The sequence below is a fragment of the Variovorax sp. YR266 genome (assembly GCF_900107295.1).
In the GTDB taxonomy this organism is placed as follows: domain Bacteria; phylum Pseudomonadota; class Gammaproteobacteria; order Burkholderiales; family Burkholderiaceae_C; genus Variovorax.
Genome location: NZ_FNPM01000016.1, coordinates 93,904 through 114,863, shown reverse-complemented (window position 1 = coordinate 114,863; position 20,960 = coordinate 93,904). Strand labels below are relative to the sequence as shown.

General features: G+C 65.8%; 21 protein-coding genes. 6 read left to right on the top strand and 15 right to left on the bottom strand.

The window, feature by feature from the left end; all coding sequences use genetic code 11:
* Positions 1 to 762: a nuclease-related domain-containing protein gene (locus BLW48_RS30240; protein WP_093077565.1), complete on the bottom strand. Its 762-nt coding sequence runs from the start codon at positions 760 to 762 to the stop codon at positions 1 to 3.
* Between the two features lie 18 nt (positions 763 to 780).
* Positions 781 to 1,791 carry a hypothetical protein gene (locus tag BLW48_RS30235; protein WP_143047826.1) on the bottom strand — a complete coding sequence of 337 codons (1,011 nt, stop codon included), beginning with the start codon at positions 1,789 to 1,791 and terminating at the stop codon, positions 781 to 783.
* A 306-nt stretch (positions 1,792 to 2,097) separates the two neighbouring features.
* Here BLW48_RS30235 and BLW48_RS30230 point away from each other — a divergent pair, with 306 nt between their 5' ends.
* Entirely contained in the window at positions 2,098 to 3,258 is a 1,161-nt protein-coding gene (locus tag BLW48_RS30230) for a porin (protein ID WP_093057368.1), read from the top strand.
* A 156-nt stretch (positions 3,259 to 3,414) separates the two neighbouring features.
* The gene (gene pilQ, locus BLW48_RS30225) at positions 3,415 to 5,541 is read left to right on the top strand and encodes a type IV pilus secretin PilQ (RefSeq protein WP_093057369.1); all 2,127 of its coding nucleotides are present in this window, start codon (positions 3,415 to 3,417) and stop codon (positions 5,539 to 5,541) included.
* A gap of 9 nt (positions 5,542 to 5,550) precedes the next feature.
* Here the strand turns inward: pilQ and BLW48_RS30220 are convergent, their stop codons facing one another.
* The 9 genes from BLW48_RS30220 to BLW48_RS30180 all read right to left on the bottom strand — a co-directional run bounded on the left by BLW48_RS30220 (position 5,551) and on the right by BLW48_RS30180 (position 14,610).
* Positions 5,551 to 6,099, bottom strand: coding sequence for a hypothetical protein (locus tag BLW48_RS30220; RefSeq protein WP_143047825.1), 549 nt, complete (start codon positions 6,097 to 6,099; stop codon positions 5,551 to 5,553).
* Positions 6,100 to 6,406: 307 nt separating this feature from the next.
* Positions 6,407 to 6,670: a hypothetical protein gene (locus tag BLW48_RS30215; RefSeq protein WP_143042626.1), complete on the bottom strand. Its 264-nt coding sequence runs from the start codon at positions 6,668 to 6,670 to the stop codon at positions 6,407 to 6,409.
* A 113-nt stretch (positions 6,671 to 6,783) separates the two neighbouring features.
* A complete protein-coding gene (locus BLW48_RS30210) occupies positions 6,784 to 10,842 on the bottom strand; it encodes a pilus assembly protein (RefSeq protein ID WP_143047824.1) in 4,059 nt (1,352 codons plus the stop codon).
* The gene (locus BLW48_RS30205; RefSeq protein WP_177142463.1) at positions 10,839 to 11,417 is read right to left on the bottom strand and encodes a pilus assembly PilX family protein; all 579 of its coding nucleotides are present in this window, start codon (positions 11,415 to 11,417) and stop codon (positions 10,839 to 10,841) included. The genes BLW48_RS30210 and BLW48_RS30205 overlap by 4 nt, the downstream gene beginning before the upstream one ends.
* Before the next feature lie 38 nt (positions 11,418 to 11,455).
* Positions 11,456 to 12,640, bottom strand: a complete 1,185-nt coding sequence (locus tag BLW48_RS30200; RefSeq protein ID WP_093179253.1) for a PilW family protein — start codon at positions 12,638 to 12,640, stop codon at positions 11,456 to 11,458.
* Between the two features lie 8 nt (positions 12,641 to 12,648).
* Positions 12,649 to 13,107, bottom strand: a complete 459-nt coding sequence (gene pilV / locus BLW48_RS30195) for a type IV pilus modification protein PilV (protein ID WP_093077553.1) — start codon at positions 13,105 to 13,107, stop codon at positions 12,649 to 12,651.
* Positions 13,108 to 13,109: 2 nt separating this feature from the next.
* Complete coding sequence (locus tag BLW48_RS30190; protein WP_093179251.1) at positions 13,110 to 13,784, bottom strand: GspH/FimT family pseudopilin; 675 nt, start codon at positions 13,782 to 13,784, stop codon at positions 13,110 to 13,112.
* Positions 13,730 to 14,200, bottom strand: coding sequence for a type IV pilin protein (locus tag BLW48_RS30185; protein WP_093179250.1), 471 nt, complete (start codon positions 14,198 to 14,200; stop codon positions 13,730 to 13,732). Before BLW48_RS30185 ends, BLW48_RS30190 begins: the two co-directional genes overlap by 55 nt.
* Positions 14,201 to 14,379: 179 nt before the next feature.
* Positions 14,380 to 14,610, bottom strand: a complete 231-nt coding sequence (locus tag BLW48_RS30180; RefSeq protein ID WP_143042628.1) for a hypothetical protein — start codon at positions 14,608 to 14,610, stop codon at positions 14,380 to 14,382.
* A 144-nt stretch (positions 14,611 to 14,754) separates the two neighbouring features.
* Between BLW48_RS30180 and BLW48_RS30175 the strand changes: the two genes are divergently transcribed.
* Positions 14,755 to 15,264, top strand: coding sequence for an SEL1-like repeat protein (locus BLW48_RS30175; protein WP_256331014.1), 510 nt, complete (start codon positions 14,755 to 14,757; stop codon positions 15,262 to 15,264).
* 38 nt (positions 15,265 to 15,302) lie between these two features.
* Positions 15,303 to 15,650 carry a hypothetical protein gene (locus BLW48_RS30170; RefSeq protein ID WP_143047822.1) on the top strand — a complete coding sequence of 116 codons (348 nt, stop codon included), beginning with the start codon at positions 15,303 to 15,305 and terminating at the stop codon, positions 15,648 to 15,650.
* A gap of 19 nt (positions 15,651 to 15,669) precedes the next feature.
* Here the strand turns inward: BLW48_RS30170 and BLW48_RS30165 are convergent, their stop codons facing one another.
* Together BLW48_RS30165 and BLW48_RS30160 are read right to left on the bottom strand one after the other, a co-directional pair.
* Positions 15,670 to 16,221, bottom strand: coding sequence for a pilin (locus tag BLW48_RS30165; RefSeq protein WP_093179245.1), 552 nt, complete (start codon positions 16,219 to 16,221; stop codon positions 15,670 to 15,672).
* Between the two features lie 225 nt (positions 16,222 to 16,446).
* On the bottom strand, positions 16,447 to 18,636 hold the full coding sequence (locus BLW48_RS30160; RefSeq protein ID WP_093179244.1) for an ATP-binding protein: 2,190 nt from the start codon (positions 18,634 to 18,636) through the stop codon (positions 16,447 to 16,449).
* A 224-nt stretch (positions 18,637 to 18,860) separates the two neighbouring features.
* Here BLW48_RS30160 and BLW48_RS30155 point away from each other — a divergent pair, with 224 nt between their 5' ends.
* Complete coding sequence (locus BLW48_RS30155) at positions 18,861 to 19,667, top strand: response regulator (RefSeq protein ID WP_093057383.1); 807 nt, start codon at positions 18,861 to 18,863, stop codon at positions 19,665 to 19,667.
* A 20-nt stretch (positions 19,668 to 19,687) separates the two neighbouring features.
* A complete protein-coding gene (locus BLW48_RS35180; protein WP_143047821.1) occupies positions 19,688 to 19,987 on the top strand; it encodes a hypothetical protein in 300 nt (99 codons plus the stop codon).
* On the opposite strand, the gene BLW48_RS30150 is transcribed toward BLW48_RS35180, so the two are convergent.
* Together BLW48_RS30150 and BLW48_RS30145 are read right to left on the bottom strand one after the other, a co-directional pair.
* Positions 19,932 to 20,525 carry a response regulator gene (locus BLW48_RS30150; protein ID WP_177142461.1) on the bottom strand — a complete coding sequence of 198 codons (594 nt, stop codon included), beginning with the start codon at positions 20,523 to 20,525 and terminating at the stop codon, positions 19,932 to 19,934. The two genes, BLW48_RS35180 and BLW48_RS30150, sit on opposite strands and share 56 nt — an antisense overlap.
* Positions 20,526 to 20,567: 42 nt before the next feature.
* Complete coding sequence (locus BLW48_RS30145) at positions 20,568 to 20,948, bottom strand: hypothetical protein (RefSeq protein WP_093057386.1); 381 nt, start codon at positions 20,946 to 20,948, stop codon at positions 20,568 to 20,570.
* Between the last annotated feature and the right edge of the window lie 12 nt (positions 20,949 to 20,960).

The window sequence follows — 20,960 nt, the reverse complement described above, 5'->3', positions numbered from 1 at the left end:
TCATTGCAGCTTCAGGACGCCCGGATGCGCCGGCCTGACCGGGGCCTGCGCGCTCTTTTCGCGACTGTTCCTCATGTGGTCGTCGACCGTCAGGTTGCCCTGCAGGCCGGTCAGCAGCCGCAGCGTGCGGTCGATGGCGTTGTCGTCGAGCATCGGATAGCCCTGCTCGGTGCGCCCGTTGTTGCGCGCCACGCGCGCGATGTAGGGCAGGTCCTGCGGCGTGATGACGACGGACGGCATCACGCCCTGCAGTTCCACGCCCTCGAACGGCAGCAGCACGAAGTACTGCACCCGCAGGTCGGGCGGCAGCAGGCTGCGCAGGTGCGTGGTCTTGCGACCGCACTGCCAGGCCGGGTCTTTCACCTCGCGCGCCAGCGAATGCCCGTTCTGGCGCAGGAACCAGCGCGGCAGCGCCTGGGCGGCGGTCTTGCGATACACCACCGCGTTGCGCCAGCCCTTCACCTCGAACAGGTACACGCCGGCCTCGCACACCAGTGCCACGTCGAAGCGGGCCGTAGGCACGGCGCTGCCTTCGTACATGGGGATGACGAGATCCCGAAGCACATGCATCCGATCGAATGCGGGCTGGAACGCACTGACGAGTTGCTGGATGGCCAGCGTGGTCGCCGTGGTGTTGTTCGCTTGCTCGCCCTCCGCCGGGCACGCGCGGCGCACGGGTGCGGCAGTGTCGGGCTTCGGGTGTCCGTGGCCGGCCAGCTTCAGCACGGGGCGGGTGGGGACTTTATGCAAGGCAGTGGTCATGTAAGGCTCCTTCGAACTTCAAGGATTGCGCAACTTTCGGGAGACTTTGTGCAGAAACGGCAATTGATCCGTTTGTTCGGCCTGCGCGGATTGCGGGCCCGCGATCGAGTCGATCGACGGGCTGTTTCCGATGCTTCCCATGAAGACGACCCACGCAAGCGCCAGCTCGCCGTTGGCTGCGGCCAGCACGTGCAGGTCGAGCAGCAGGCCCTGGAAGTCCTCCATCAGCTGCACTTCGGAGATTTCGCCGCGGTCGCGGCGCTGCTTCGACGATTCGAACTCGGCCCTTGCATTCGCGACGCGCGCGTACGCGGTGTTCGCGATGTCGCTCTGCGCCTGCAGGCGGCGCAGTGCCTCTGAAACCTGCTCTCGTGCCTGCGCGACCGCGTGCACGTAGAAGGGATTGCCGGGCATGTCGATGTCCTGTTGTGCTTCGTTCGTCGCCTCGTTCGTCGCTTCGATCACGCCGTCGGGCATCGCGCTCGCGTCGGCGCCGTAGAGTGCGGCGGCCAGGTTGACGTCGTTCCTGTTGGCAAGCACTGCCATCGGGAGCTCGCGCGGCACCTCGGCTGCGAAGCGGGGCAGCGACTTGTCCTGCAATGCGTCGGCGAGCATTTCGTTCAATGCGACTTCCTGCATGTGGCACTGCTTTGCCAGATAAGAGATGTAGCTTGCGCGCTGCACCTGCAGCTTGCCGATGGTCGTTTCCGCGCTGGCGTGCCGCGCCGCGAGCTGCTTCGCAAAGTCGTCATACGGTTGCGTGGTGCCCTGGATGAGCATGGTTTGCCGCACGACGGCGGAACGCGTGTTCTCCAGATAGAGAAGCTCGAGCGTCTTTACCTTGAGCGCGATGTAGGTCGCGGCCACGCCCGATTCGTTGGCGCCGCCCGATGCGGCCATCAGCCGGTTCATTGCCGTGTCCTCGAAGCTGGCCCACCAGTGTTGCCGCTGCGTGTTTGCCGGCGCCTGCGTGCGCACCTTGTGGTCGACGAACATGCTCGCCGCAAGCACGGAGGTGGAGTGAACCATCGCGATGCTCGTGCTGGCGCATGCGATGGCCAAGGCGCCGCAAATCGCCGCTATCAGGATTCGTGAGCGCTTCACCTGTGAGTCTCCAGCTTCGTCATGCGTGGATCTTTTCAGGCGATCTGGGAGAAATTTGAAGGACGCTGCAATGGCCCTGCCGCATGAGGCCTGCGCGTGTGTGATGTACGCGCACAACACTCGAAGCCGCAGAAAACGGAACCACCAAATTCCTCCTGATTTGGGCGAAACCATGCGTACAGCCGGTCGATACCGAACGGCCGCATCAGACCTGAAACTGGAGAACCCTGAATGAAGAAAACCCTCACGGCATTCGCTGCCCTGGCCGTCTGCGGCCTGGCTTCTGCCCAATCGTCCGTCACGTTGTTCGGCGTCGTGGACGCTGGCCTGACCTACCAGTCGAGCACCTCGCGCGACACGACCACCGGCGCGTCGGTCAAGCAAAGCAAGACGAGCCTGGGCAACTCGGCCTACAACTCCAGCCGCATCGGCTTCCGCGGCACCGAAGACCTCGGCGGCGGGCTGGCAGCGAGCTTCTGGCTCGAAGCGCCCATCACCAACGACGACGGCGCCACCGGCATCTCCACCTTCGCGCGCCGCTCCACCGTGAGCCTGTCGGGTGGCTTCGGCGAGCTGCGCCTGGGCCGCGACTACACCGCCACCTTCTGGAACGACACCGTGTTCGACCCGTTCGGCACCAACGGCTCGGGCACCAACGTCATCAGCACCGTCAGCGGCAACACCACCATCAACAACGCCAACTACGTGCGTGCCAGCAACTCGATCGGCTACTTCCTGCCGCCGAACCTGGGCGGCTTCTACGGCCAGGTGCAGTACAGCCTGCACGAGAACGCCAGCACCGACGCCACCAGCACCACTGCAGCTTCCAGCAGCACGGCTGGGCGCTACGTCGGTGGCCGCTTCGGCTACGCCAACGGTCCCCTGGACGTGGCACTGGCCGTGGGCCAGAGCACCGTCGTGGACACCACCGCGCTGGAGCGCAGGGTGCAGACCATCAACCTGGGCGCTTCGTACGACTTCGGTCCTGTGAAGCTGTTCGGCGAGCTGTCGAACGTGAAGAACAAGTTCGACTACGCGGCAGCGGCTGACACGCACGACACCTACAACGGCTACCTGATCGGCGCGACCGTGCCGGTGGGCGCAGGCCTGATCCGCGTGGCGTACTCGCAAGTGCGCTACAACGAAGGCACGGCCGGCATCACGGGCGAAGACCCGATGGCGCGCAAGTTCGCAGTTGGCTACGTGCACAACCTGTCCAAGCGCACGGCGCTGTATGCGACGGTGGCGCGCGTGAACAACCGCAACGACGTGAACTACACGGGCAGCCTGGTGTCGGCCAGCACCACGGGCTACGGCAGCACGGGCACCAGCTACACGGGCCTGCCGCGCTCTTCCACCGGCTACGACTTCGGTATCCGCCACGCGTTCTGATGACGTGAGGACGTGAAGGGGGCAGCGCGGCCAGCAAGCGGCCGCGCTGCTCGCCCCCGCTGCGCAGCATGGACTGCGCGGCGCCGGGGCATCGCTGCGCTCGGGAGGGACCTCAGGGCAGCGAGGAGATGGAGCCGCAGTTTCAAGGCAGGTGAAATGAAAAAACAGTCATTCGTGCTCGCGCGCTGGTTGCGCGCGTCCGTCTTCTTGCTCGTTGCCTTCGGGTCGCTCGCAGCGGCGCAGGCACAGGCACAGAACAGAATCGAATCAGTCACGGGCTCCGTGCAGGCAGGCAGCGAAGTGCTGCGTGTCGATTTTTCCGAACCGTTGGCCGCAGCGCCCAACGGCTTCGCCATCCAGTCGCCGGCGCGCATCGCGCTCGACTTTCCTGGCATGACCAGCCGCCTGGGCCGGGAAGCCATCGACATCAGCCAGGGCAACCTGCGCTCCGTCAACGTAGTGCAGGCGGGCGAGCGCTCGCGCCTCGTGCTCAACCTGAAGCAGGCGACCGCCTATACGACCGAGCTGCGCGGCAAGTCGCTGCTGGTGGTGCTGCAACCCGCGGCGGGCCCCGCGCTGGTGGCTTCCACACCCTTCGAGTTTGCCGAGAACCGCAACCGCGACGTGCTGCCATTGCGCGACGTCGATTTCCGCCTGGGCACCGAGGGTGCCGGCCGCGTGATCGTGTCGCTGCCCAACGACCAGGTGGGCGTGGACATCCGCCAGCAGGGCAAGGGCCTCGTGGTCGAGTTCACCAAGTCGTCGCTGCCCGAGGGGCTGAACCGCCGGCTCGACGTGTCCGACTTCGGCACGCCGGTTCAGTCGGTGAGCATGCAGCAGTCCGGCGACCGCGTGCGCATGGTGATCGACCCGCGCGGCGAATGGGAGCACAGCGCCTACCAGAGCAACAGCCAGTTCGTGGTGGAAGTGCGTCCGCGCAAGGAAAACCCCAACAAGCTCGCGCAAGGCACGGGCTACAGCGGCGAGAAGCTGTCGCTGAATTTCCAGAACATCGAGATCCGCTCGCTGCTGCAGGTGATTGCGGACTTCACCAACTTCAACATCGTCACTTCGGACTCCGTCAGCGGCACGCTCACGCTGCGCCTCAAGGACGTGCCCTGGGACCAGGCGCTCGAGATCATCCTGGAGGCGAAGAACCTCGGCATGCGCAAGAGCGGCAGCGTGCTGCGCATTGCGCCGGAAGACGAGCTCAATGCCAAGGAAAAGATCAAGTACGAGGCGCAGGCCACGCTGCAGGGACTGGAGCAGCTGCGCACGCAGTCCTTCCAGCTCAACTATGCGAAGGCCGCTACCGTGGCGCAGGGCCTTACGGGCACCGGAAGCAGTGGAGGCGGCGGTGGCAGCTCAGGCTCGACCACCCGCATCCTGAGTTCGCGCGGCAGCGTGCTGGCCGAGGTGCGCACCAACCAGCTCTTCGTGACCGACATTCCCTCGCGGCTGTCGCAGGTGGCTGACCTCCTGCAGAAGCTCGACGTGCCGGTGCGTCAGGTGCTGATCGAGGCGCGCTTCGTCGAGGCGACCGATACCTTCAGCAAGTCGCTGGGTGTCAAGCTCGGCGGCGGCTCCGTCAATTCGAACTCGTCGGTGGGCGTGACGCCTTCCGTCAGCTCGACCACGACCGGCGGCGTGACCACCACCACCAGCACCAACACTTACTCGAGCACCAGCTTCGTCAACCTGCCGGCTACCAGCACGACCGGCGACGCGGTCGGCACCTTCGCGCTGTCGCTGTTCAATTCGAGCCTGACGAAGATGCTCAACCTCGAAATCTCCGCGCTGGAGGCGGACGGCAAAGGCAAGGTGGTGTCGAGCCCGCGCGTGGTGACGGCCGACCAGACCAAGGCGCTGATCGAGCAGGGCACCGAGCTGCCCTACCAAGTAGCGACATCGAGCGGCGCCACGTCCATCGCGTTCCGCAAGGCCAACCTCAAGCTCGAGGTAACGCCGCAGATCACGCCCGAGGGCAACATCATCCTGGCGCTCGACGTCAACAAGGACACCGTGGGCCAATCGACCACCGCGGGCTACGCCATCAACACCAAGCACATCCAGACCGAAGTGCTGGTGGAGAACGGCGGCACCGTCGTCATCGGCGGGGTCTTCGAGCTGACGGACACCAACTCGGAATCGCGCGTGCCGGTGCTGGGCGAACTGCCGATGGTCGGCGCGCTGTTCCGCACCCGCAGCCGGGTCAACAACAAGACCGAGATGCTGATCTTCATCAGCCCGAAGATGATTTCGGATCGGAACGCGGCGCGTTGAGCCTGATCGCTACAGGCGCATCAGGGATCGCTTCTGGCTCTCGGCCTTCTTCGCGGCCTGCAGTCTCAGGCCCAACGCTGTCGCCTGTGCTGCAATCTGGTCTCTCAGGGCCCTCACCCGGTCCCTGAGCGCGACGAGATTCGCCGTGATGGTGGCTCGGCGCACGGTGTCGGCTCCGTCGATCAGACGGCACACGTTTTCTATGCCCGACAAGAGGCCTTCCAGCTGGGTGATGAGGAACAGGCATTCCTTGCGCAGCAAAGTGAGCTTCTTCACCAGCGCCTTGAGGGTCTCCAGGTTCCCCGTCAACCCGACCGCGAGCTGTTGTGTGATCTCTGCCGCATGTGGCTGCCACTGCGTCTGGAATCTGAAGAGCATGTTGGTGAAGATCGGTACGGTCGCCAGATGCATGTCGGACCCCAGGGCCAGCTGGGTCAGGTGGTGCGTCCGATTGCTCGTTCGGTGCAGCGCACCGAGTACCGGCACCAGCCCGGGCCCGATGTTGGTCAGGATCAGGTGGAGTATTTCCACGGGCATCGACAGCAGGCCGACCGGCATGGGCTGGTGTGCGATGGGAACTATCGTGATGGTGTTGGAGGCAGACTGAACGGCCACTGAGCCGCCTGGGGGCGGTGGCAGATCGGGAGGCGGGTGAGGAGAGTCAGGCGCCAAGTTCTCCGGCAGAGTGCCTTCGTCAACAAAGGGGCCGCACCTTGGGCGCTGGGTGCAATAGACCGGGGGAGTGTGCGGGTCCCAGCATTTCAGACCGCAGCTGCAAACATAGGGTGGCATCGCTGTTCTCCTCGAAGTGCGATGGAGGCCGTCGTCCCGCTCGCGATTCTCGAAGAGTGCCGTCCGGCTGCAATCACCCGATCATGTGATCCGCCCCTGGCGCCTGCCGGATGGCCGTCCTGTCCGGCGCCGCCTCGGCTTCTTCCTGCTCCATCCAGTGCGTCCCGGCGCCATGTGCCTTGTTGCCGGCCTCCACGGCCGCCTGGAATGCGGCGCGCACCGACGGCGTGTCAGGCTCCCACAGCCAGTGGCCCTCGACGGGGTGCCCGAACAGGCCCACGCACGGCAATCGCCAGCGCAGGCGGATCCATGGGCGCGAAGCTGCGGGAGTGCACATGCCGGCGAGTCTGCGCGGCGATGTGGGAGACATCTTGAGGGGAGCGCCTTGTGTGCAGCCGGTGTTGTCTTCCAACGCCGACGGTCAGGTTGGCAATGCCCTTGTGCCCTTCCTCACTGCCCATCGGTCAGCCGCCGCCACGAGATGCGGCGTGTGCTGCTCGAGGAGGAAACCGGAATGGTGGTCGTCGTCACGGTACCGGTGGAGTCCTTGGTGGTGGCGACGGTCTTGCCGCTGCTGGTCACCGCGAGCGCAGCCGAACTCGACAAGCCCGAGCTCGACAGCAGAACGCCCGTATTGCTGGCGCCCGACACCGCCAGGCCGGTGGCGTAGTTGACGTAGTTGATGTAGCTGGAGCCGCCGGTGCTGCAGGCGCCCGAGGTGCTGGGCGTGTTGGAGACGTAGACCAGCGTGCCGGAAGAAAGCACCGGGTCCTCGTCGACGCGTTCGCCCGACTCGGGCATGTCCACGAACCAGCCGTACATGGTGCTGAAATTGGTGGTGTAGCTCACTGAACTGGCAGCCGTGCGCACCCCGGAGGTGTCGGTGAGCGTCAGCTTCACGAAGCAGTTGGTCACCGTTCCCGTGCTGCACGCATTGCTGCGCGGGTTGCTGTAGATGGCGCTGGTGGTGGAGCTGCCGCTCAGCGAGTCCTTGATGGCGTACATGGACTGCACCTGTGTCGTCGTGATGTCGGTCACACCCAGGTAGGAGCCGGTGCCGACGAAGACCACGTGCTGGCTGCTCACCAGCCCCAGTTCCGGCGCGGTGGTGATGGGCTGGCGGTTGCCCGAGCTGTCCGACAGCGTGGCCAGAAGCTGCACCGTGGCGCTGCCGCTGCTGGAAGCCAGGGCGCTGATGTCGAAGCGCCAGAGATTGCCGAACAGGTCGCCGCCGTAAAGCTGTGTGGTCGTGTTGTCTGTGGAGCTGTTGGTCCAGCCGCTGATCTTCGCCAGGCCGCTGGGGCAAGGCGCGACGGAACAGCCGGTTACCGTGCCACCGCTGGAGGTGGTGCCCATGCCGTTGTCTATCTTCTTGATCAGCGCGCCGGTCATGGCGTTTCTCACCCACAGATGGCCTTCGCCGTCGCCGTCGGAGACGTTGTTGTAGCCGGAGCTGAGGATGACCGCCCAGGTCCCGTCCGACAGCTTGGTGATCACCGGGGCGCCATAGGTGTAGCCCAGGTCCACGTCGTACAGATTGGGCGTGAGCGTGCTGCTCGAACTGAACTCCCACAGCACCGTCGGGGAGGCCGGGTCTGTCACGTCCAGTGCGAAGTACGCGCGGCCGCCATCGCCCAGGCCGCCCACGATGATGGTGTGCCAGGCACTGTTGTAGTAGACGTCGGCCTGCGTGATCTGGCCGTCCACGAAGTAGACGTGGTTGGACGCATAGTTCTTGTCTGCCAGCTTGTACAGGTTGGGCAGCAGAACCGAGGGGATGTACGCCCAGGTCTCGGCGCCCGTGTCGGCGTTGAAGGCATGCAGCATGCCGTCGTTGGAACCCACATAGACCATGCCCTGGCGCGAGGCGTAGGTTGACTTGAAAGTGGCATAACCCGAGTCGCTGTAGCTGCGCGAAGGGGCCTTGATGTACACCGGCGTGGAGTTGACGACGTCGCCCAGGACGTGGGTGCGCGAACGGTAGTACTTGGTGTTGGTGGAGCCTTCGTTGCTGCGGTCGCCACGCAGGTAGTTCACCAGGTTCACTGCGCCCGCACCGGTGGTGGTGCCGGCGGTGGAACTGTTCACCTGGGATGCCGTCGCCAGACAGGCGCTGCCCGAACTGCACAGCTGGGACAGCGAGCTGATCGACGCGATCTTGAAGTAGCCCTGCATCGTTGTCGTGAGCGCATCCCAGGAAAAACTGAGCTTCGTCGCGGTGCTGGGGTCGTAGGTGAAGATGGTGCGCGAGGCGTAGCCGACGTTGTCCAGCAGTGCCGTGGTGGTGAGGCTGCCCGAAGTGCTCGAGCAGTCGGAGCCCGCGCCCGACTCGGCCCAGTCGGCGGTGGTAGAGGTGACTCCGGTGCTGGAATCGACCGCGTAGCGCGCCAATTCACCAAACCACTTGCCGGAACAATAGGTGGTCGAGAAGGTGTAGCCGGCCGTGGTGGAGGTCAGCACGGGCGCGCTTTGCGCAACGGCTGCGGAACTGCTGGTCGTGGCGTCCACGGTATTGAGGAAGTTGGTCAGGCCGGTCTTGATATCGGCCGCGTTGGACGCGCTGTAGTAGCTGCCCCGGCCGTTGACGGCGGCATGCCACAGGTCGTCGATGGCGGTTTGCGTGTCGCTGACCGGCGTGGGCCAGTTGCAACTGCCGGAGCTCTGCCAGCCGCACACTCCGGAAGTCTGCGTCGTGCTGCTGGTGGTGGTTCCGTTGGCGACGTCGTAGTAGTCGCCGCTCGTGGCATTTGCATAGTCCGCATCGAACAGCATGTAGCCCGAGGCACCCAGGCCGATGGTGGATGTCACCATGTTCTGGCGCTTGTTGGAATAGCTGTTGCTGGAGACATCCGTGCCGCTCGAATTCGTCGTGTTGCTCAGGGAGGATGAGCGCAGGTCGGTGACGTAGTAGTACTCCGCCACGTCGGCCAGCGTGTTGGACACTTTGTTGCCATCGAGATAGGGGCGGGACTCGCTGCTGTCCTGGTCGCCGATTGCGGTGGAGCCGTCGGCCTTGTAGGGTGTCGCGGTCTCGTTCCAGTAACCGTCGGTCGACAGCAGCGTGTAGTTGCGCTGGCAGGCGTACTGCATCGGATCGGTGGTTGTGACTCCATTGATGGAGGAAACCTTGGCGGCGAAGTAGCGCCCGGCATTCGACAATGCAGTGCGAAGCGGCGTGGTGCTGCTGGCCTGGGCGGCCACGAGCTTGCCGTACCACAGCGACTTCTGCCCGCCGCTGGTGGTGGTGTTGTCGGCGATGTTCAGGAAATCCGTCGAACTGCTGACTTTGTTGATGGTCATGTAGCCCAGCCGGTAGCTGGAGGTCAGCCCGCTGAAGGCGAGCGTCGTGGCGCTCTTCATCGTTTGCATGCGGGTGTGGTAGTAAGCCCACCAGTTGGCGAAGTTGGTCATCTCCTCCGCATAGGTGCAGGTGGTGCTGTTGGTGGTGCAGTCGGTGCGCGTCGTGGAGCGGGCGCTTGTGCCGGGGTAGGCATAGGTCGACGTGCTGCTGCTGATGGTGGTCTGCACCCAACTGCCCGGCGTGCCGCCGCTGAAGGCGGTGACGGTGGCCGTCATGCTGCCGGATTGCGTGACCACGGGCGAATAGCCATAGGCATCGGTGCCCTTGGGCGAGGTGATGGTCACGGTGCTGCCGCTGCGGCTGGCGCTGTAGCCGGCAATGCCGCAGTTGCCGGTCTTGCTGCTGGTGCAGTTGTTGATGGCCGTGACGATGTTGGTGGCCACCGTGGTGGACGACGTGCTGGCCGTGGTCGTGGCCGAGATAATCTGCACGCCGTTGACAGTGATGCCGCTGATGCTCGTGCTGCTCGATCCGCTGATGACGATCGTTGCGGTGGAGCTTATGCCCGGATACCGCGGGTACTTGTAGGTGGCCGGCGCGGAGGTGCTGTCGATGTATGCGGCCTGGCAGGTGCTCAGTGCGGACGTGGTGCACCAGCGCAGGTAGGCCGGGTAGGCATAGGCGGTGGTGGCCGCACTCTGCTTGTTGCAAGTGCGCAGGTTGGCCGAGGAGCAGTACTCGCCCGGAATGAAGGTGTAGTACGTGGCGGGGGTGGTTGTTCCCGTGAGGTCGGTCGTGCCCGTGGAGATGATGCCGAAGCCGTCGGTCGGCACCTTGGCCCATGCCGACGTGTTGGCAGAGGTCATGCTGGTGTAGCTGGTGCCGGCGTAGTTGACAGGCGGCGAATAGGTGACCGACGGGTCGTAGTAGATGCCGTTGAAGCGGCTGTTGCGGTAGAGGTACGGATAGCTGCTGGCGCTGTAGTCGTCTGCCCAGTCCGGCAGGTAGGCGGAGGCCATGCTGCCGGAGTTGTCCAGGATGAACATGATGTTGGGCTTGACCAGCGTGGCCGAGGATGTTTCCAGCGGGGCCGTGGCCAGGTCGGTGAGAGCACCGAAGGCGGGTGCTCCGAGGATCAGCGCCAGGGCGCCCATGCAGGCACGCCAGCGGCCGGCGATCGACCTGCGGCCGGGAAGGAACATATTCATAGGGCGACCATGGCTTGCGTGAAGGAGACGGTGTTGCGCGGCCCGCTCACCTTGACGGTGATGCGGTAATAGACCTGGGTACTGGACGTTTGGGTGCTGCCGGACTTCTTGCTTCCACCGGTGTTCACGGTCAGGGGTGAACTGCCACAACCGTTGGTGGATGACGCATCGCCTGTGCTGGCGCACATGCGCTGGATCAGGTAGGCAGCGGTATTGCCCGAGCTGTCCTGGCTCAGCTGGATGGCGGTGTAACCCGCACTGGCCAATTGGGTCCACAGCTGCGACCAGGACTGCGTGCTGCCGGGGTCGGTGCGCGTGGCGGCGTAGCCATGGCTCGCCTGGTCGCAGGCCAGCACGGAGGTTCCTGTCGAACAGGTGCTGGCGGTGCTGGAGCTGGTCTGTCCGCTGTTGTTCTCCAGCCAGGTCACCGCCGTCTCCACCGCCTGGTCGGCAGAGGTGGCAGCCGCCTGTTCGAAGGCCAGGTTGCCGGCGATGCTCGCCGAGCTGGAGACGGTGCGCATGAGGCCGATAGCGGCCATGCTCATGATTGCCAGCGCAATCAGGACGATGATCATGACGAAGCCACTCTGCCTGCGTTGCCTGCGCTGCGGGCTCAGCATGCGACGTCTCCGCTCTGGTAGGTGACCTGGTTGCCGTTCCAGATGATGTCGCGCAGCGGCACCGTGGTCTCGATGGTCTTGTAGCGGTAGTGCTTCCAGTCCGAGTTGGTGCTGAGGTCGATCGCCAGGGCGGTGGGCGTCACGGTGGTCAGCGTGCTGGTGGTGCTGGTGTTGGCACTGCTGCCGGACCAGGTGGGTGCGGTGGTGGTGACCGAGTCCTTGTCGTATTGCTGGCTGCGCGCGACCACCGCGAGCCGCAGGCCAACCACCCGCAGCCAGCCACAGTAGCTGGACAGGCCCGAGGTGTCGCTCGTGCTGCCGGGGGTGGTCTGGTCGTAGCTGTCGACCACGCCGTCCATCTTCGGCGTGCTCAGGTCGCTGGTGTCGCGGCCGTACTGGGCCCGCAGGCTGGCGACGTGGCTGGCCACCGGAACCCAGACGCTGCTGTTGAGCGTGGTGGTGTAGCTGGTGTTGCCGCAGTTGTAGGCCGCGTAGTCGCACACGGTGAGGTTGCCGTTGCGGATCGCATAGGCATGGATGACAGGGGCAGCCCCCAGGTTGTAGACGGCGGCCTCCGCTGACGCCAGGCCTGCGGTGCCGCTGGACACAGTCAGCACATAGCTCGCAATGGCAGTCACCTTGCCCAGAGTCATGGCGCATGAAGAGGTGCTGTCGCGCGTGGTCGAGGCGGCCATCACCCAGTCACCCGTGGCGAAGGACGACGGGGTGGTCACGGTGTAGCTGGTGGCGGTGCTGGTGCCCGCGAGAGCGTCCCCCTCGGTGGGGCTGGCTGAACTGCCGCTGACGACCAGCAGCGTGTCGGTGCCGGTGTCGCCCGCGGGCACCAGCGAAGTGCCGGGATTGACCGTGACCGGGGCCAGCGACGACAGCGTGACGCTCTTGCTGTCGGAGGTCGTGGTGTACGTGAGACTGCAGCCCAGCAGCGTGTAGGCACTGATGCCCAGGCCGGCCTGGCTCAGTTCACGCGTCAGGATGTGGGTGGCCGTGGCGGCGTTGATTTCAGCGTCGCCGCTGGTGCTGGTCAGCCGCTGCTGTGTGCTTGTGGAGTACAGCAACTGCACAACGATCAGCACCGCCAGCATGCCGACCAGCAGGCCGACCATGAGTTCGATGATGCTGAAGCCGTGCTGGCTGCGAATGGGGCGTGGGACGGGCATGAAGGTTCTCACGGCTTCATCTGGGCCATGGCCACGTACTGGTGGGCGCTGCTGTCGCCTGGGCCCTTCCAGTAGATGGTGATGGTGGCCAGACTGCTGCTGACGGCCGAGCTGCCGCCGCCGGCTACCGTGCTGAAAGTGACGGTCGGCGGCAGGCTGCTGATGCCCGGCAGGTTCGATTTGTCGACGGTGGCCTTCCAGCTCGTGTAGCCCGTGCCGGCGGCCGTGCTCCCGTAGTTGGCCTGGAGGGTGGCCGCCGTGCGGTCGCTCATCCACATGCGGCTGATCAGGTCGCTGGCGAGCATGGCGGCGGTTGTACGGAATTCGGCACCGGTAGCGGTGCGCGCTGCGCTGGCATAGAGGCCGGTGATGCCCAGCAGGCCGATCGCGAAGATGAGCAGCGCGGCCATCACCTCGATGAGGGTGAAGCCGCCCATGGCGGATGAAGGTGTTTGGCGGCGCGGCATGGTCAGCAGGTCATGGGGTCGGTGCTCCCGCTGCGCGCGGGGTCGCAGATGCGGGCATCACCGCCCGGCGAGACGATCACGTTCAGGCAGCGCACCGAGCCGCCGGAGGCGACGCAGGTGCTGCTGGCGCTGGTCAGCTGCACCGTCAGCGTGGCGACCGACGTGGTCGGGTTGCTCGTGGCCGACTGGCGGCCCAATGCATCGAAGCCCACGGTGCTGCGCGTTGCGGTGAGCACCAGATCCGAGCTCTTGCTGGATTCGATCGGGCTCTTGCTGATCAGGTAGGGCGTGCTGGTGGCGCTCGGGGCATTGCCGCAGGCGCCGGCCGGTGTCTGGGAGATGCCGGCGTTCACCACCCAGATCGCCACGCTGGTACTCAACGCGCAACTGGCGTCCAGTGAGCTGACGAACTGCAATCGCGTGCCGGTGTTGCGGCGGATGGCTTCCGCCCTGGCCGTCTGCAGATCGGAGCGCAGCGACTCGGCCGTGCTGCGCAGGCGGTTGTTGCGTGTCCAGTCACTGAACCCGGGTGCGGCCAGCAAAGTCAGGATCGCCAAGAGCGTGATAGCCACCATCAACTCGATCAAGCTGAACCCCGCCGACGAAGGCTGCCGCATGCGCATCAGCAACTCCCGCCCCTGGTTGTGATCCAGCAACTCGATGAGGTTGCGGTCCATCCGGACACGCCGGTGATGGTGGTAGTCCGCGTGCCGTCCTGGTCGATGGTGTAGACGAAGCCGGCCATGGCAGACGTGCCGGTGGCAGTGATGGTGTAGCTCGTGGACGAACTGGGCGAGCAGGTGAGCGTGAAGTACTTCAGGTTGGTATTCGAGATGCTCACGCCGCATGCACTGGTGGACCCGGTGGCGTAGTAGCTCTTGGCATCCTGGAACCACTGCTCCATCTTTGCGTTGCTGGCAGAGAGATTGGAGGTCGCCTCCGGGATGCGGCCGCGCCGGACGTAGTCCGTGTAGGAGGGCAGGGCGAGGGACGCCAGGATCGCCACGATCGCCACGGTGACCATCACCTCGATCAAGGTGAAGCCGGGTGCTCGCGCACGGAGCTCTGGAGGCTTCTTCTGCAGCCGCGTCATGGTGGTTCTTCTCCTCGTGTACCGGAAGCAATCAGAAACTTCCTGGACGCCGAGTCGAACATGCAATTTGGGAGAAAGCTGGCTGATGCGTTGGGGTTTGTGTGCGCGCGGGTGCAGTGAATCCGACGTTTCTCCGACTTTGTTGCCCAGCATCACTGCTGTATCGGATCGACCGATGTTCAGGAGAAGTGATCGATGAAAAAGAAGATGTTGCTGTCCCTTGGGATGGCGTGTCTGGTGGGATGTTCGGCCGCGGCTTGGGCTGCGTCGACGACCACGGAAAGCAGCAGTGCAAGCACCGGCAGCACTGGCGGCAATTCAGCGGTTGATGCTGCGTTGAAGACCTGCGCGGCCAGCGTGGCCAAGGATTCGAACGGCGGCCCCGACGAGACCGCGATGACCGCGTGCATGACCAAGGCAGGCTTCACCAAGCCCGCGCAGGACGGCGGCAGGCCACCACCCCCTGGCAGTGCATCCCGGAAATGACGGTACGGCAGCGGCTGCCTCGCAGCAGCCGACGCCGGAAGGCGACTGAGAGCGAGACGTTGCCGCATGTGCACGACGGCCTCGAGCCCGAGGGCGGCCCGGAGCTGAGGTCGGACGCCATCAGCCTCGAGGCCGCCATCGCGATGACCGGCATCAGCAAGCGCACGCTGTGGCGTCGCGTGTCCGACGGCACCATCGCCAAGCACAAGGAAGACGCACGGGGACGGGCGATGCTCGCCTTCGCGCAAATCGTTGGTCTGATCAAGCTCGAGCTGTCTGACGAAGACCTGCACATGATCGTGAAGGCCGACAGCGGTGATGCGAATGCGCAGGCCGATGTCGGCGGGATGTTCTTCGTCGCGGGCCACTTCAATGCGGCCGTCTACTGGCTCGATCTGGCGGCCGCGCAAGGTAATGCCGACGCCATGCAGTGGCTCGGCAACTGCCATGCATCGGGCCTGGGCGTGCCGAAGGACGACAGCCTAGCCATCATGTGGATTGCCAAGGCGGCGTCGTTGGGGCATCCGGTGGCTTGCCAGCAGATTCAGGGCATGAGGGCGGGATGCGGCGAACCGTAGGCATGCGGTTGCCTGGTTTGATCGCATGTTCCGCTCTCATGCTTGTGGTGCTGGCAGGTTGTGGGGGCTCGCATGTGCCGGATGACGAGCAGGCCGACTTCGGCGCAAGCGTCGTGGCTCGCTACGTGATCGTCGCGCAGCAGAAATGCAATACAGCGGGAGTGCCTGATCTCTATGAATGCGCTGAAGCGCCATCATCGAAGACCGGCGAGCGAATGGCGGCGCGTGTGGCGCTCGATGTGTACCGGATTTTTCAGCGGAGCTGCTACGAGACGGCGGGCGCGGAAAAGTGCGAGGCGATGGTGGAGGCTGCGTACCTGAAGGCCAGTGCGCAAGAGACTCATCGTTCTGAAGCAAACGCAAAAAAGCCACCCGAGGGTGGCTGATGCAAGATTCGCTCGCGAATCAGCGGCAGGTCGCGGGGGCGTACTTGGCGAGCAGCGTGCCCGCGGTGGCCGACATGTTGGCGTTCGTTGCGGAGACGTTGGTGGCGCTGGTGCAGGCCCAGTCGATAGCGCCACTCACTCCCGTGGACAGTGCCGTAGCCAGCGTGACCGCCGTGCCTGCGCCGGCCGAGCGCACATAGGGCGAAAGGATGATCGTGTTGGCACCCGTCGCGACACCGGTCGCGGTCGCGTTGAACGTCACGGTGATGATGCCGCCGTCCGCGATCTGCACGCTGTTGACGAACTTGGAGTTCGCGCCGGTGTTGCTGTTTTGCGCGTTCCACGTCGTCAGCACATTGGCCAGTTCCGTAGTGCTGGTGCCGTCAGTAGCCACCATGGTCTTCGCGCCCTGAGCGAGCCCGAGGCCTTCAGTCACACGCGCACGCACCGTGTAGTCCTGATAGGCCGGCAGCGCCACGGCAGCCAGAATGCCGATGATCGCCACGACGATCATCAACTCGATGAGGGTGAAACCCTTTTGCACGTTGCGTGCGAAGGAACGATGGTTCATTGTGAAACTCCTGCTGTTGAGAAAAGTGCGCCCGGAAAAACTCACCGGGACGAGCTTCTTTCTGCAGTCCGCATGCCACCCGTCCTGCGGTGGTTCATGCGTGTTTCGACAGGTGTTTCAGGAGGTAAAGGCGCGGACCCGTTCGTGCCGCTTCACTATGACGCGCGGCGGCGCGTGCCATGGCATCTGAAGGGTGGTGTCATCGCGCGTGTGCGCCGGCTTTGCTCAGTGCGCCGCAGACGCCAGCCGTTGTGCCTCGAGCGCCAGCGGTACGCGAACCTGCGCAACAAGCCCGTGTGAGCCGGATCTCAGCACGACATCGCCGCCATGCGCGCGCGCGATGGAGCGACATACCGCCAGACCAAGGCCGCTGCCCGCAGCACGCGAGGACCGCGCCTGCGCAGTGCGATAGAACGGCTTGAACACCTGCTCGATTTCGTTTGCGGGCAGCCCCGGCCCACGATCGCCTATCTCGACCACGGCGTCGTGCCCATCGGTGAACAGCCGCACGCGTGCCAGGTGCCCGTACTTGACGGCGTTCTCGATCAGGTTGTCGAGCACGCGGCGCATGCCGATCGGGTCGACCTCCACCTGCGCGCTCTCGACGCGTCGCAGCTGCACGTTCTTGCCGACGAAGATGGCCTGCTCGACCACGTCCTCGACAAGGCTCGCGAGGTCCATGCGCTCTCGCGCGCTCACCACCGAGGCATCGCGGATGAAGCTGAGCACGGAGCCGATCATCAGCTCCATCTCCTGGACGTCTTCGAGCATGCCGGCGCGCACATCGTCGGGCACGTCCTCGATGCGAAAGCGCAGCCGCGTGAGGGGCGTGCGCAGGTCGTGGCTGATGGCGCCGATCATCACCGTGCGGTCGTCGACGAAGCTGCGCAGCCGCGCCTGCATGCGGTTGAAGGCCTGTGCTGCGCGGCCGATTTCGGCGGGGCCCTCCAGTGCCAGCACCGGCGCCGCAGGGTCGCGCCCCAGCTGGTCGGCCGCGCGCGCGAAGCCGGCAATCGGCCGCACCAGCCGGCGCGAGAACAGCCAGCCCGCGGGGGCGACGATTGCCGCGGCGATCAGGAACCACAGCAGCACGCGGCGCTGCCATGCGTTCGGAAAAGACTCGGGCACCGGCTGCACGACCACCCAACTGCCTTCGGGCGTGTAGACCGCGGCGATGAAGTCGCCTTCGACGAACGGCGCGGGCGCGAGCCCGAAGAGGCCGCGTGCGGCGGGGCGTTCGTTGTCGGTGGTCGCAATGGGCGTCGTGATCGTCGTGTCGGTGTCTCTGGACGCACGGGGCGGTTCGGCGGGGGTGACGACGCGTGGCGGTGCAGCCGCAGTCGCCGGTGGCGTGCTGGCCGAAGACGGGCGCGTAGCGGGCTCGGCGCGCGGCGACTGCGCGATAGGGGGCGCAACTGGTGCTTCAGCCCTGTCAGGGGCTTCGCGGCGCGGGGGGCTTTCGATGACCGGCGGCAAGGCTCGCATGGAGGGGCCCGACTGAATGGAAGGGGCTCCGGGCTGGCCTTGGGCGGGGCCCGATGGCGGCGCCGTGGGCGAGAGGCCCGGTGGAGGGGCGGCACCGGGCGCGCCCGGCGCGGTCGTTGAGCCTGGTGCAGTCGCCGAGCCCGGCGTGGTCGCCGTGTTCGGTGCCGCCGACCCGGGCGATGGCGGTGTGCCGACGGGGCCTGCGCCGCTACCAGGGGGCGCCGCTACCGTGCTGCCTGGAGGGTTTCCGGCCGCGGGCGTGGGGGCGGATGTACCGGCTGGTGCATCCGGTGCGGTGGCTGGCGCATTGCCCGGCGCGGGATTCGTCGTCGCGCTGCCGGGTGGTGGTGATGGCGGAGGAGTGCCCATCTGGTTTCCCCTCGGGCCTCCCATTCCCCCCGGGAATCCCATGCCTCCAGGCCCACCGGGTCCTCCCGGTCCACCGCCCCCCGGCCCACCTCTCGCCTGGACCCGCAGAAAGCCGGCTCCGGCGAAGGTATCGGCGATGCGGCGCGGCACCGGCTGCGCTGCGTCATGCCCGTTCTCCGTCGCCGCGACAGGCCCTGTGGCGCCTGCAAACGGCAGCGGTGTGAAGAAGTACAGCCGCACCTCGGCTTCGTCGCGCGTCAGCAGTTGCGCCAGGTCGCGCCGCGAGCGTTCGGATGTCAGCCAGCCTTGTCCCTTGGGTTGGGGCGCGTTCGCCTGCAGCGTGCGCTGCAGCAGGTTCGCGTTGCGGCCTTCGGCGCTCCGGCCAGACAGCACGCGCGCGATGTCGCCCATCTCCCATTGGCGCTGTGGTTGCGGCGGGAGAAGCACGGTCAGCGCCAGTGTCACGACTTGCGCCACCACCAGCCCGCCCAGCAGCAGGCCCATGATTTGCCACGCGAGCGGCGGGCCCGACCAGCGGCGCGCGGTACCTTGGGAGTTCATGGGTTGATGCTGGCACGGACGGGAAGCGATGTCACGCCGGCATGGCTCGATCTTTGCGTTCCCATCTTTTTTCTCCCAGCTGTCAGCGCGCATGCGCGAGGCGGGGGGGCATGCGCAAACGTTCGAGCGCACGAGTCTGTGAAGCGGATGTTGCAGCCGGATTTCAGCGCATTGCAAATTATTTCAAGGCTCGCGGGGCTTCGGGCGGAGGCCGCGCCCAGCCTATGATCCGCTACCCGATCCGCCGTAACGTGAACCTGTCTACCCGAATCCTCATCGTCGACGACGACGCCGGCATCCGCAGCCTGGTGGCGTCCTTCCTGGAGAAGCACGGCTTCCATGTCGATGCGGCCGGCCATCCCGCGGAGATGCGCGAGCGGCTCGCGCAGGCCGACTACGCGCTGATCGTGCTCGACGTGATGATGCCCGGCGAAGACGGCCTGAGCGCATTGCGCGAGCTGCAGCGCATCGGCGGGCCGCCCGTCATCATGCTGTCGGCCGTGGGCACGGACATCGACCGCATCGTGGGCCTGGAGATCGGCGCGGAAGACTACCTGGCCAAGCCTTGCAATCCGCGCGAACTGCTGGCGCGCATCCGCACCGTGCTGCGCCGCACTGCGCATGCGGCCGCTGTCGGATTACCGGCGCAACAATCCGTGCCGCCGCCTTCTGGCACGCCTGCGGCGCAAGAAGCGCAGCAGCCCGAGGTGCTGTACTTCGCAGGCTGGCGCATGGACCTCGAAACCCGGCTGCTGCATGACCCGCAAGACCGCCCGGTGGACCTCTCCGACGGCGAGTTCCGCCTGCTGCGCGCGTTGGTGCAGCACCCGCGGCGGGTGCTGACGCGCGACCAGCTGGTGCAGTACGCGCTCGGCGCCGAGAGCGATTCGTACGACCGCGCCATCGACGTGCAGATCAGCCGCCTGCGACGCAAGCTGGCTTCCGGCGAGACGCGCGCCGACCTGATCCGCACCGTGCGCAACGAGGGCTACATGTTCGTGCCCGCCGTAACGCGCACGCGCGAAGCCTGAACCGCGATCACCGTAACACGGTGAAATTCGCAGGCAATGCGAAGACCTCAATCTCGGGGCTTCGCATTCATCACCTCTACCGACTCATGACTTCGTTCGACTGGCTGTGGGACTGGCGCACCCTGATCGCGCTGGCCGTGTGCGACGTCGCGTTGCTGGCGATGTTCCTGGCCTGGGATGCCCGGCGGCTGGCGTTCCTCCTTGCCCGGCGTTGCATCGTCGAGCACGAGCTGCCGCGCGAGAGGAAGCGCCTTCGTGTCGGTGTCAGCCTGGAAGACCGTGGCGTGTTCCCTCGGGAATCGCCGGGGTCAGGGATCTGAGCTCGAGCTTGCGGAAGGCGCCGTCCGCGTGGAAGTCGCCGGCGCGGATTGGCTCCGCCAGCGTCTCGGCGAACATGGCCACCACGTGGCGCGCCACGCGCGGGTCCAGCACGGCGCCGCCGTTCGCCAGGGCGCGCAACGCGTAGGCGATCTCGGCGTCTTCCGCCTCGCTCAGCAGGTAGCCCGTCGCCCCGGAGGCGAATGCGGACAGGGCCAGATCCCGGTCGTCCGTGTCCGACAGGGCAATGATCCGGGCGCGTGGCTGCATCGCACGCACGTCGGCGATCAGCGATGCGCCGTCGCCGATCGGATAGAGCTGCATGTCGACGAACACCAGGTCGAAGGACAGCGTGTCCAGCATCGCATCGGCCTCTTCGCGCGTGGGCACAAGCACCACGCACCGTCCCGGCGCGAGGACCCCCAGGACGCTATTCAGGCGGCTCGCCACGGCGGGATCGCTTTCCACTACAAGCGCACTGAAGAAAGGCTGTGGCCGGAACACCCGCGAGGCGCCACCGGGCAGCTTGGTATCGAACACGGATGTGCTTTCTTCTGAAGTGGGCTGTCGCAAGTGGGCGTGTTAGAGCATCGTCTTCGGATGCTCGAGGCGGCCGGGCTCCTGCTTGCGCTTGCAACTGCCGCCGGCCGATGTGATCGGCGCGAGCGTCGATTGGCTGTAGTTGCCCGAAGCGCCGGCTTCACGCGCTGCGCAGCCGGTGTCGCTCGCGGCCACGAGGACGCCGAACGCCAGCGCGCCGAAGGCCAACAGGCCCGCGAGAAGCGACAGCCAGAAGGACTTCTTCAGCCGCGGCGCAGCGACGAGGGCGGGCTGTGTTCTGCTCCAGCGTGCTTGCATGGTGAGTTCCGGGGAGTGGCGATCCGCATGCGCCAACGCCGGCAGGCCGGTGAAGCGCAGCGCGTGCGATGCGCCGTGCGGGTTGCGATGCGGGATGGTGTTCATGACCCGTATCGT

What these genes read in the sequence shown, in the direction of transcription:
- BLW48_RS30240 (WP_093077565.1), bottom strand. Translation starts at nt 762, where the DNA reads ATGACCACTGCCTTGCATAAAGTCCCCACCCGCCCCGTGCTGAAGCTG.
- BLW48_RS30235 (WP_143047826.1), bottom strand. Translation starts at nt 1,791, where the DNA reads ATGGTTCACTCCACCTCCGTGCTTGCGGCGAGCATGTTCGTCGACCAC.
- BLW48_RS30230 (WP_093057368.1), top strand. Translation starts at nt 2,098, where the DNA reads ATGAAGAAAACCCTCACGGCATTCGCTGCCCTGGCCGTCTGCGGCCTG.
- pilQ (WP_093057369.1), top strand. Translation starts at nt 3,415, where the DNA reads ATGAAAAAACAGTCATTCGTGCTCGCGCGCTGGTTGCGCGCGTCCGTC.
- BLW48_RS30220 (WP_143047825.1), bottom strand. Translation starts at nt 6,099, where the DNA reads ATGCCGGTCGGCCTGCTGTCGATGCCCGTGGAAATACTCCACCTGATC.
- BLW48_RS30215 (WP_143042626.1), bottom strand. Translation starts at nt 6,670, where the DNA reads ATGTGCACTCCCGCAGCTTCGCGCCCATGGATCCGCCTGCGCTGGCGA.
- BLW48_RS30210 (WP_143047824.1), bottom strand. Translation starts at nt 10,842, where the DNA reads ATGAATATGTTCCTTCCCGGCCGCAGGTCGATCGCCGGCCGCTGGCGT.
- BLW48_RS30205 (WP_177142463.1), bottom strand. Translation starts at nt 11,417, where the DNA reads ATGATCATCGTCCTGATTGCGCTGGCAATCATGAGCATGGCCGCTATC.
- BLW48_RS30200 (WP_093179253.1), bottom strand. Translation starts at nt 12,640, where the DNA reads ATGCCCGTCCCACGCCCCATTCGCAGCCAGCACGGCTTCAGCATCATC.
- pilV (WP_093077553.1), bottom strand. Translation starts at nt 13,107, where the DNA reads ATGCCGCGCCGCCAAACACCTTCATCCGCCATGGGCGGCTTCACCCTC.
- BLW48_RS30190 (WP_093179251.1), bottom strand. Translation starts at nt 13,784, where the DNA reads ATGGACCGCAACCTCATCGAGTTGCTGGATCACAACCAGGGGCGGGAG.
- BLW48_RS30185 (WP_093179250.1), bottom strand. Translation starts at nt 14,200, where the DNA reads ATGACGCGGCTGCAGAAGAAGCCTCCAGAGCTCCGTGCGCGAGCACCC.
- BLW48_RS30180 (WP_143042628.1), bottom strand. Translation starts at nt 14,610, where the DNA reads ATGCACGCGGTCATCGCGGTCTCGTCGGGGCCGCCGTTCGAATCCTTG.
- BLW48_RS30170 (WP_143047822.1), top strand. Translation starts at nt 15,303, where the DNA reads ATGCTTGTGGTGCTGGCAGGTTGTGGGGGCTCGCATGTGCCGGATGAC.
- BLW48_RS30165 (WP_093179245.1), bottom strand. Translation starts at nt 16,221, where the DNA reads ATGAACCATCGTTCCTTCGCACGCAACGTGCAAAAGGGTTTCACCCTC.
- BLW48_RS30160 (WP_093179244.1), bottom strand. Translation starts at nt 18,636, where the DNA reads ATGAACTCCCAAGGTACCGCGCGCCGCTGGTCGGGCCCGCCGCTCGCG.
- BLW48_RS30155 (WP_093057383.1), top strand. Translation starts at nt 18,861, where the DNA reads ATGATCCGCTACCCGATCCGCCGTAACGTGAACCTGTCTACCCGAATC.
- BLW48_RS30145 (WP_093057386.1), bottom strand. Translation starts at nt 20,948, where the DNA reads ATGAACACCATCCCGCATCGCAACCCGCACGGCGCATCGCACGCGCTG.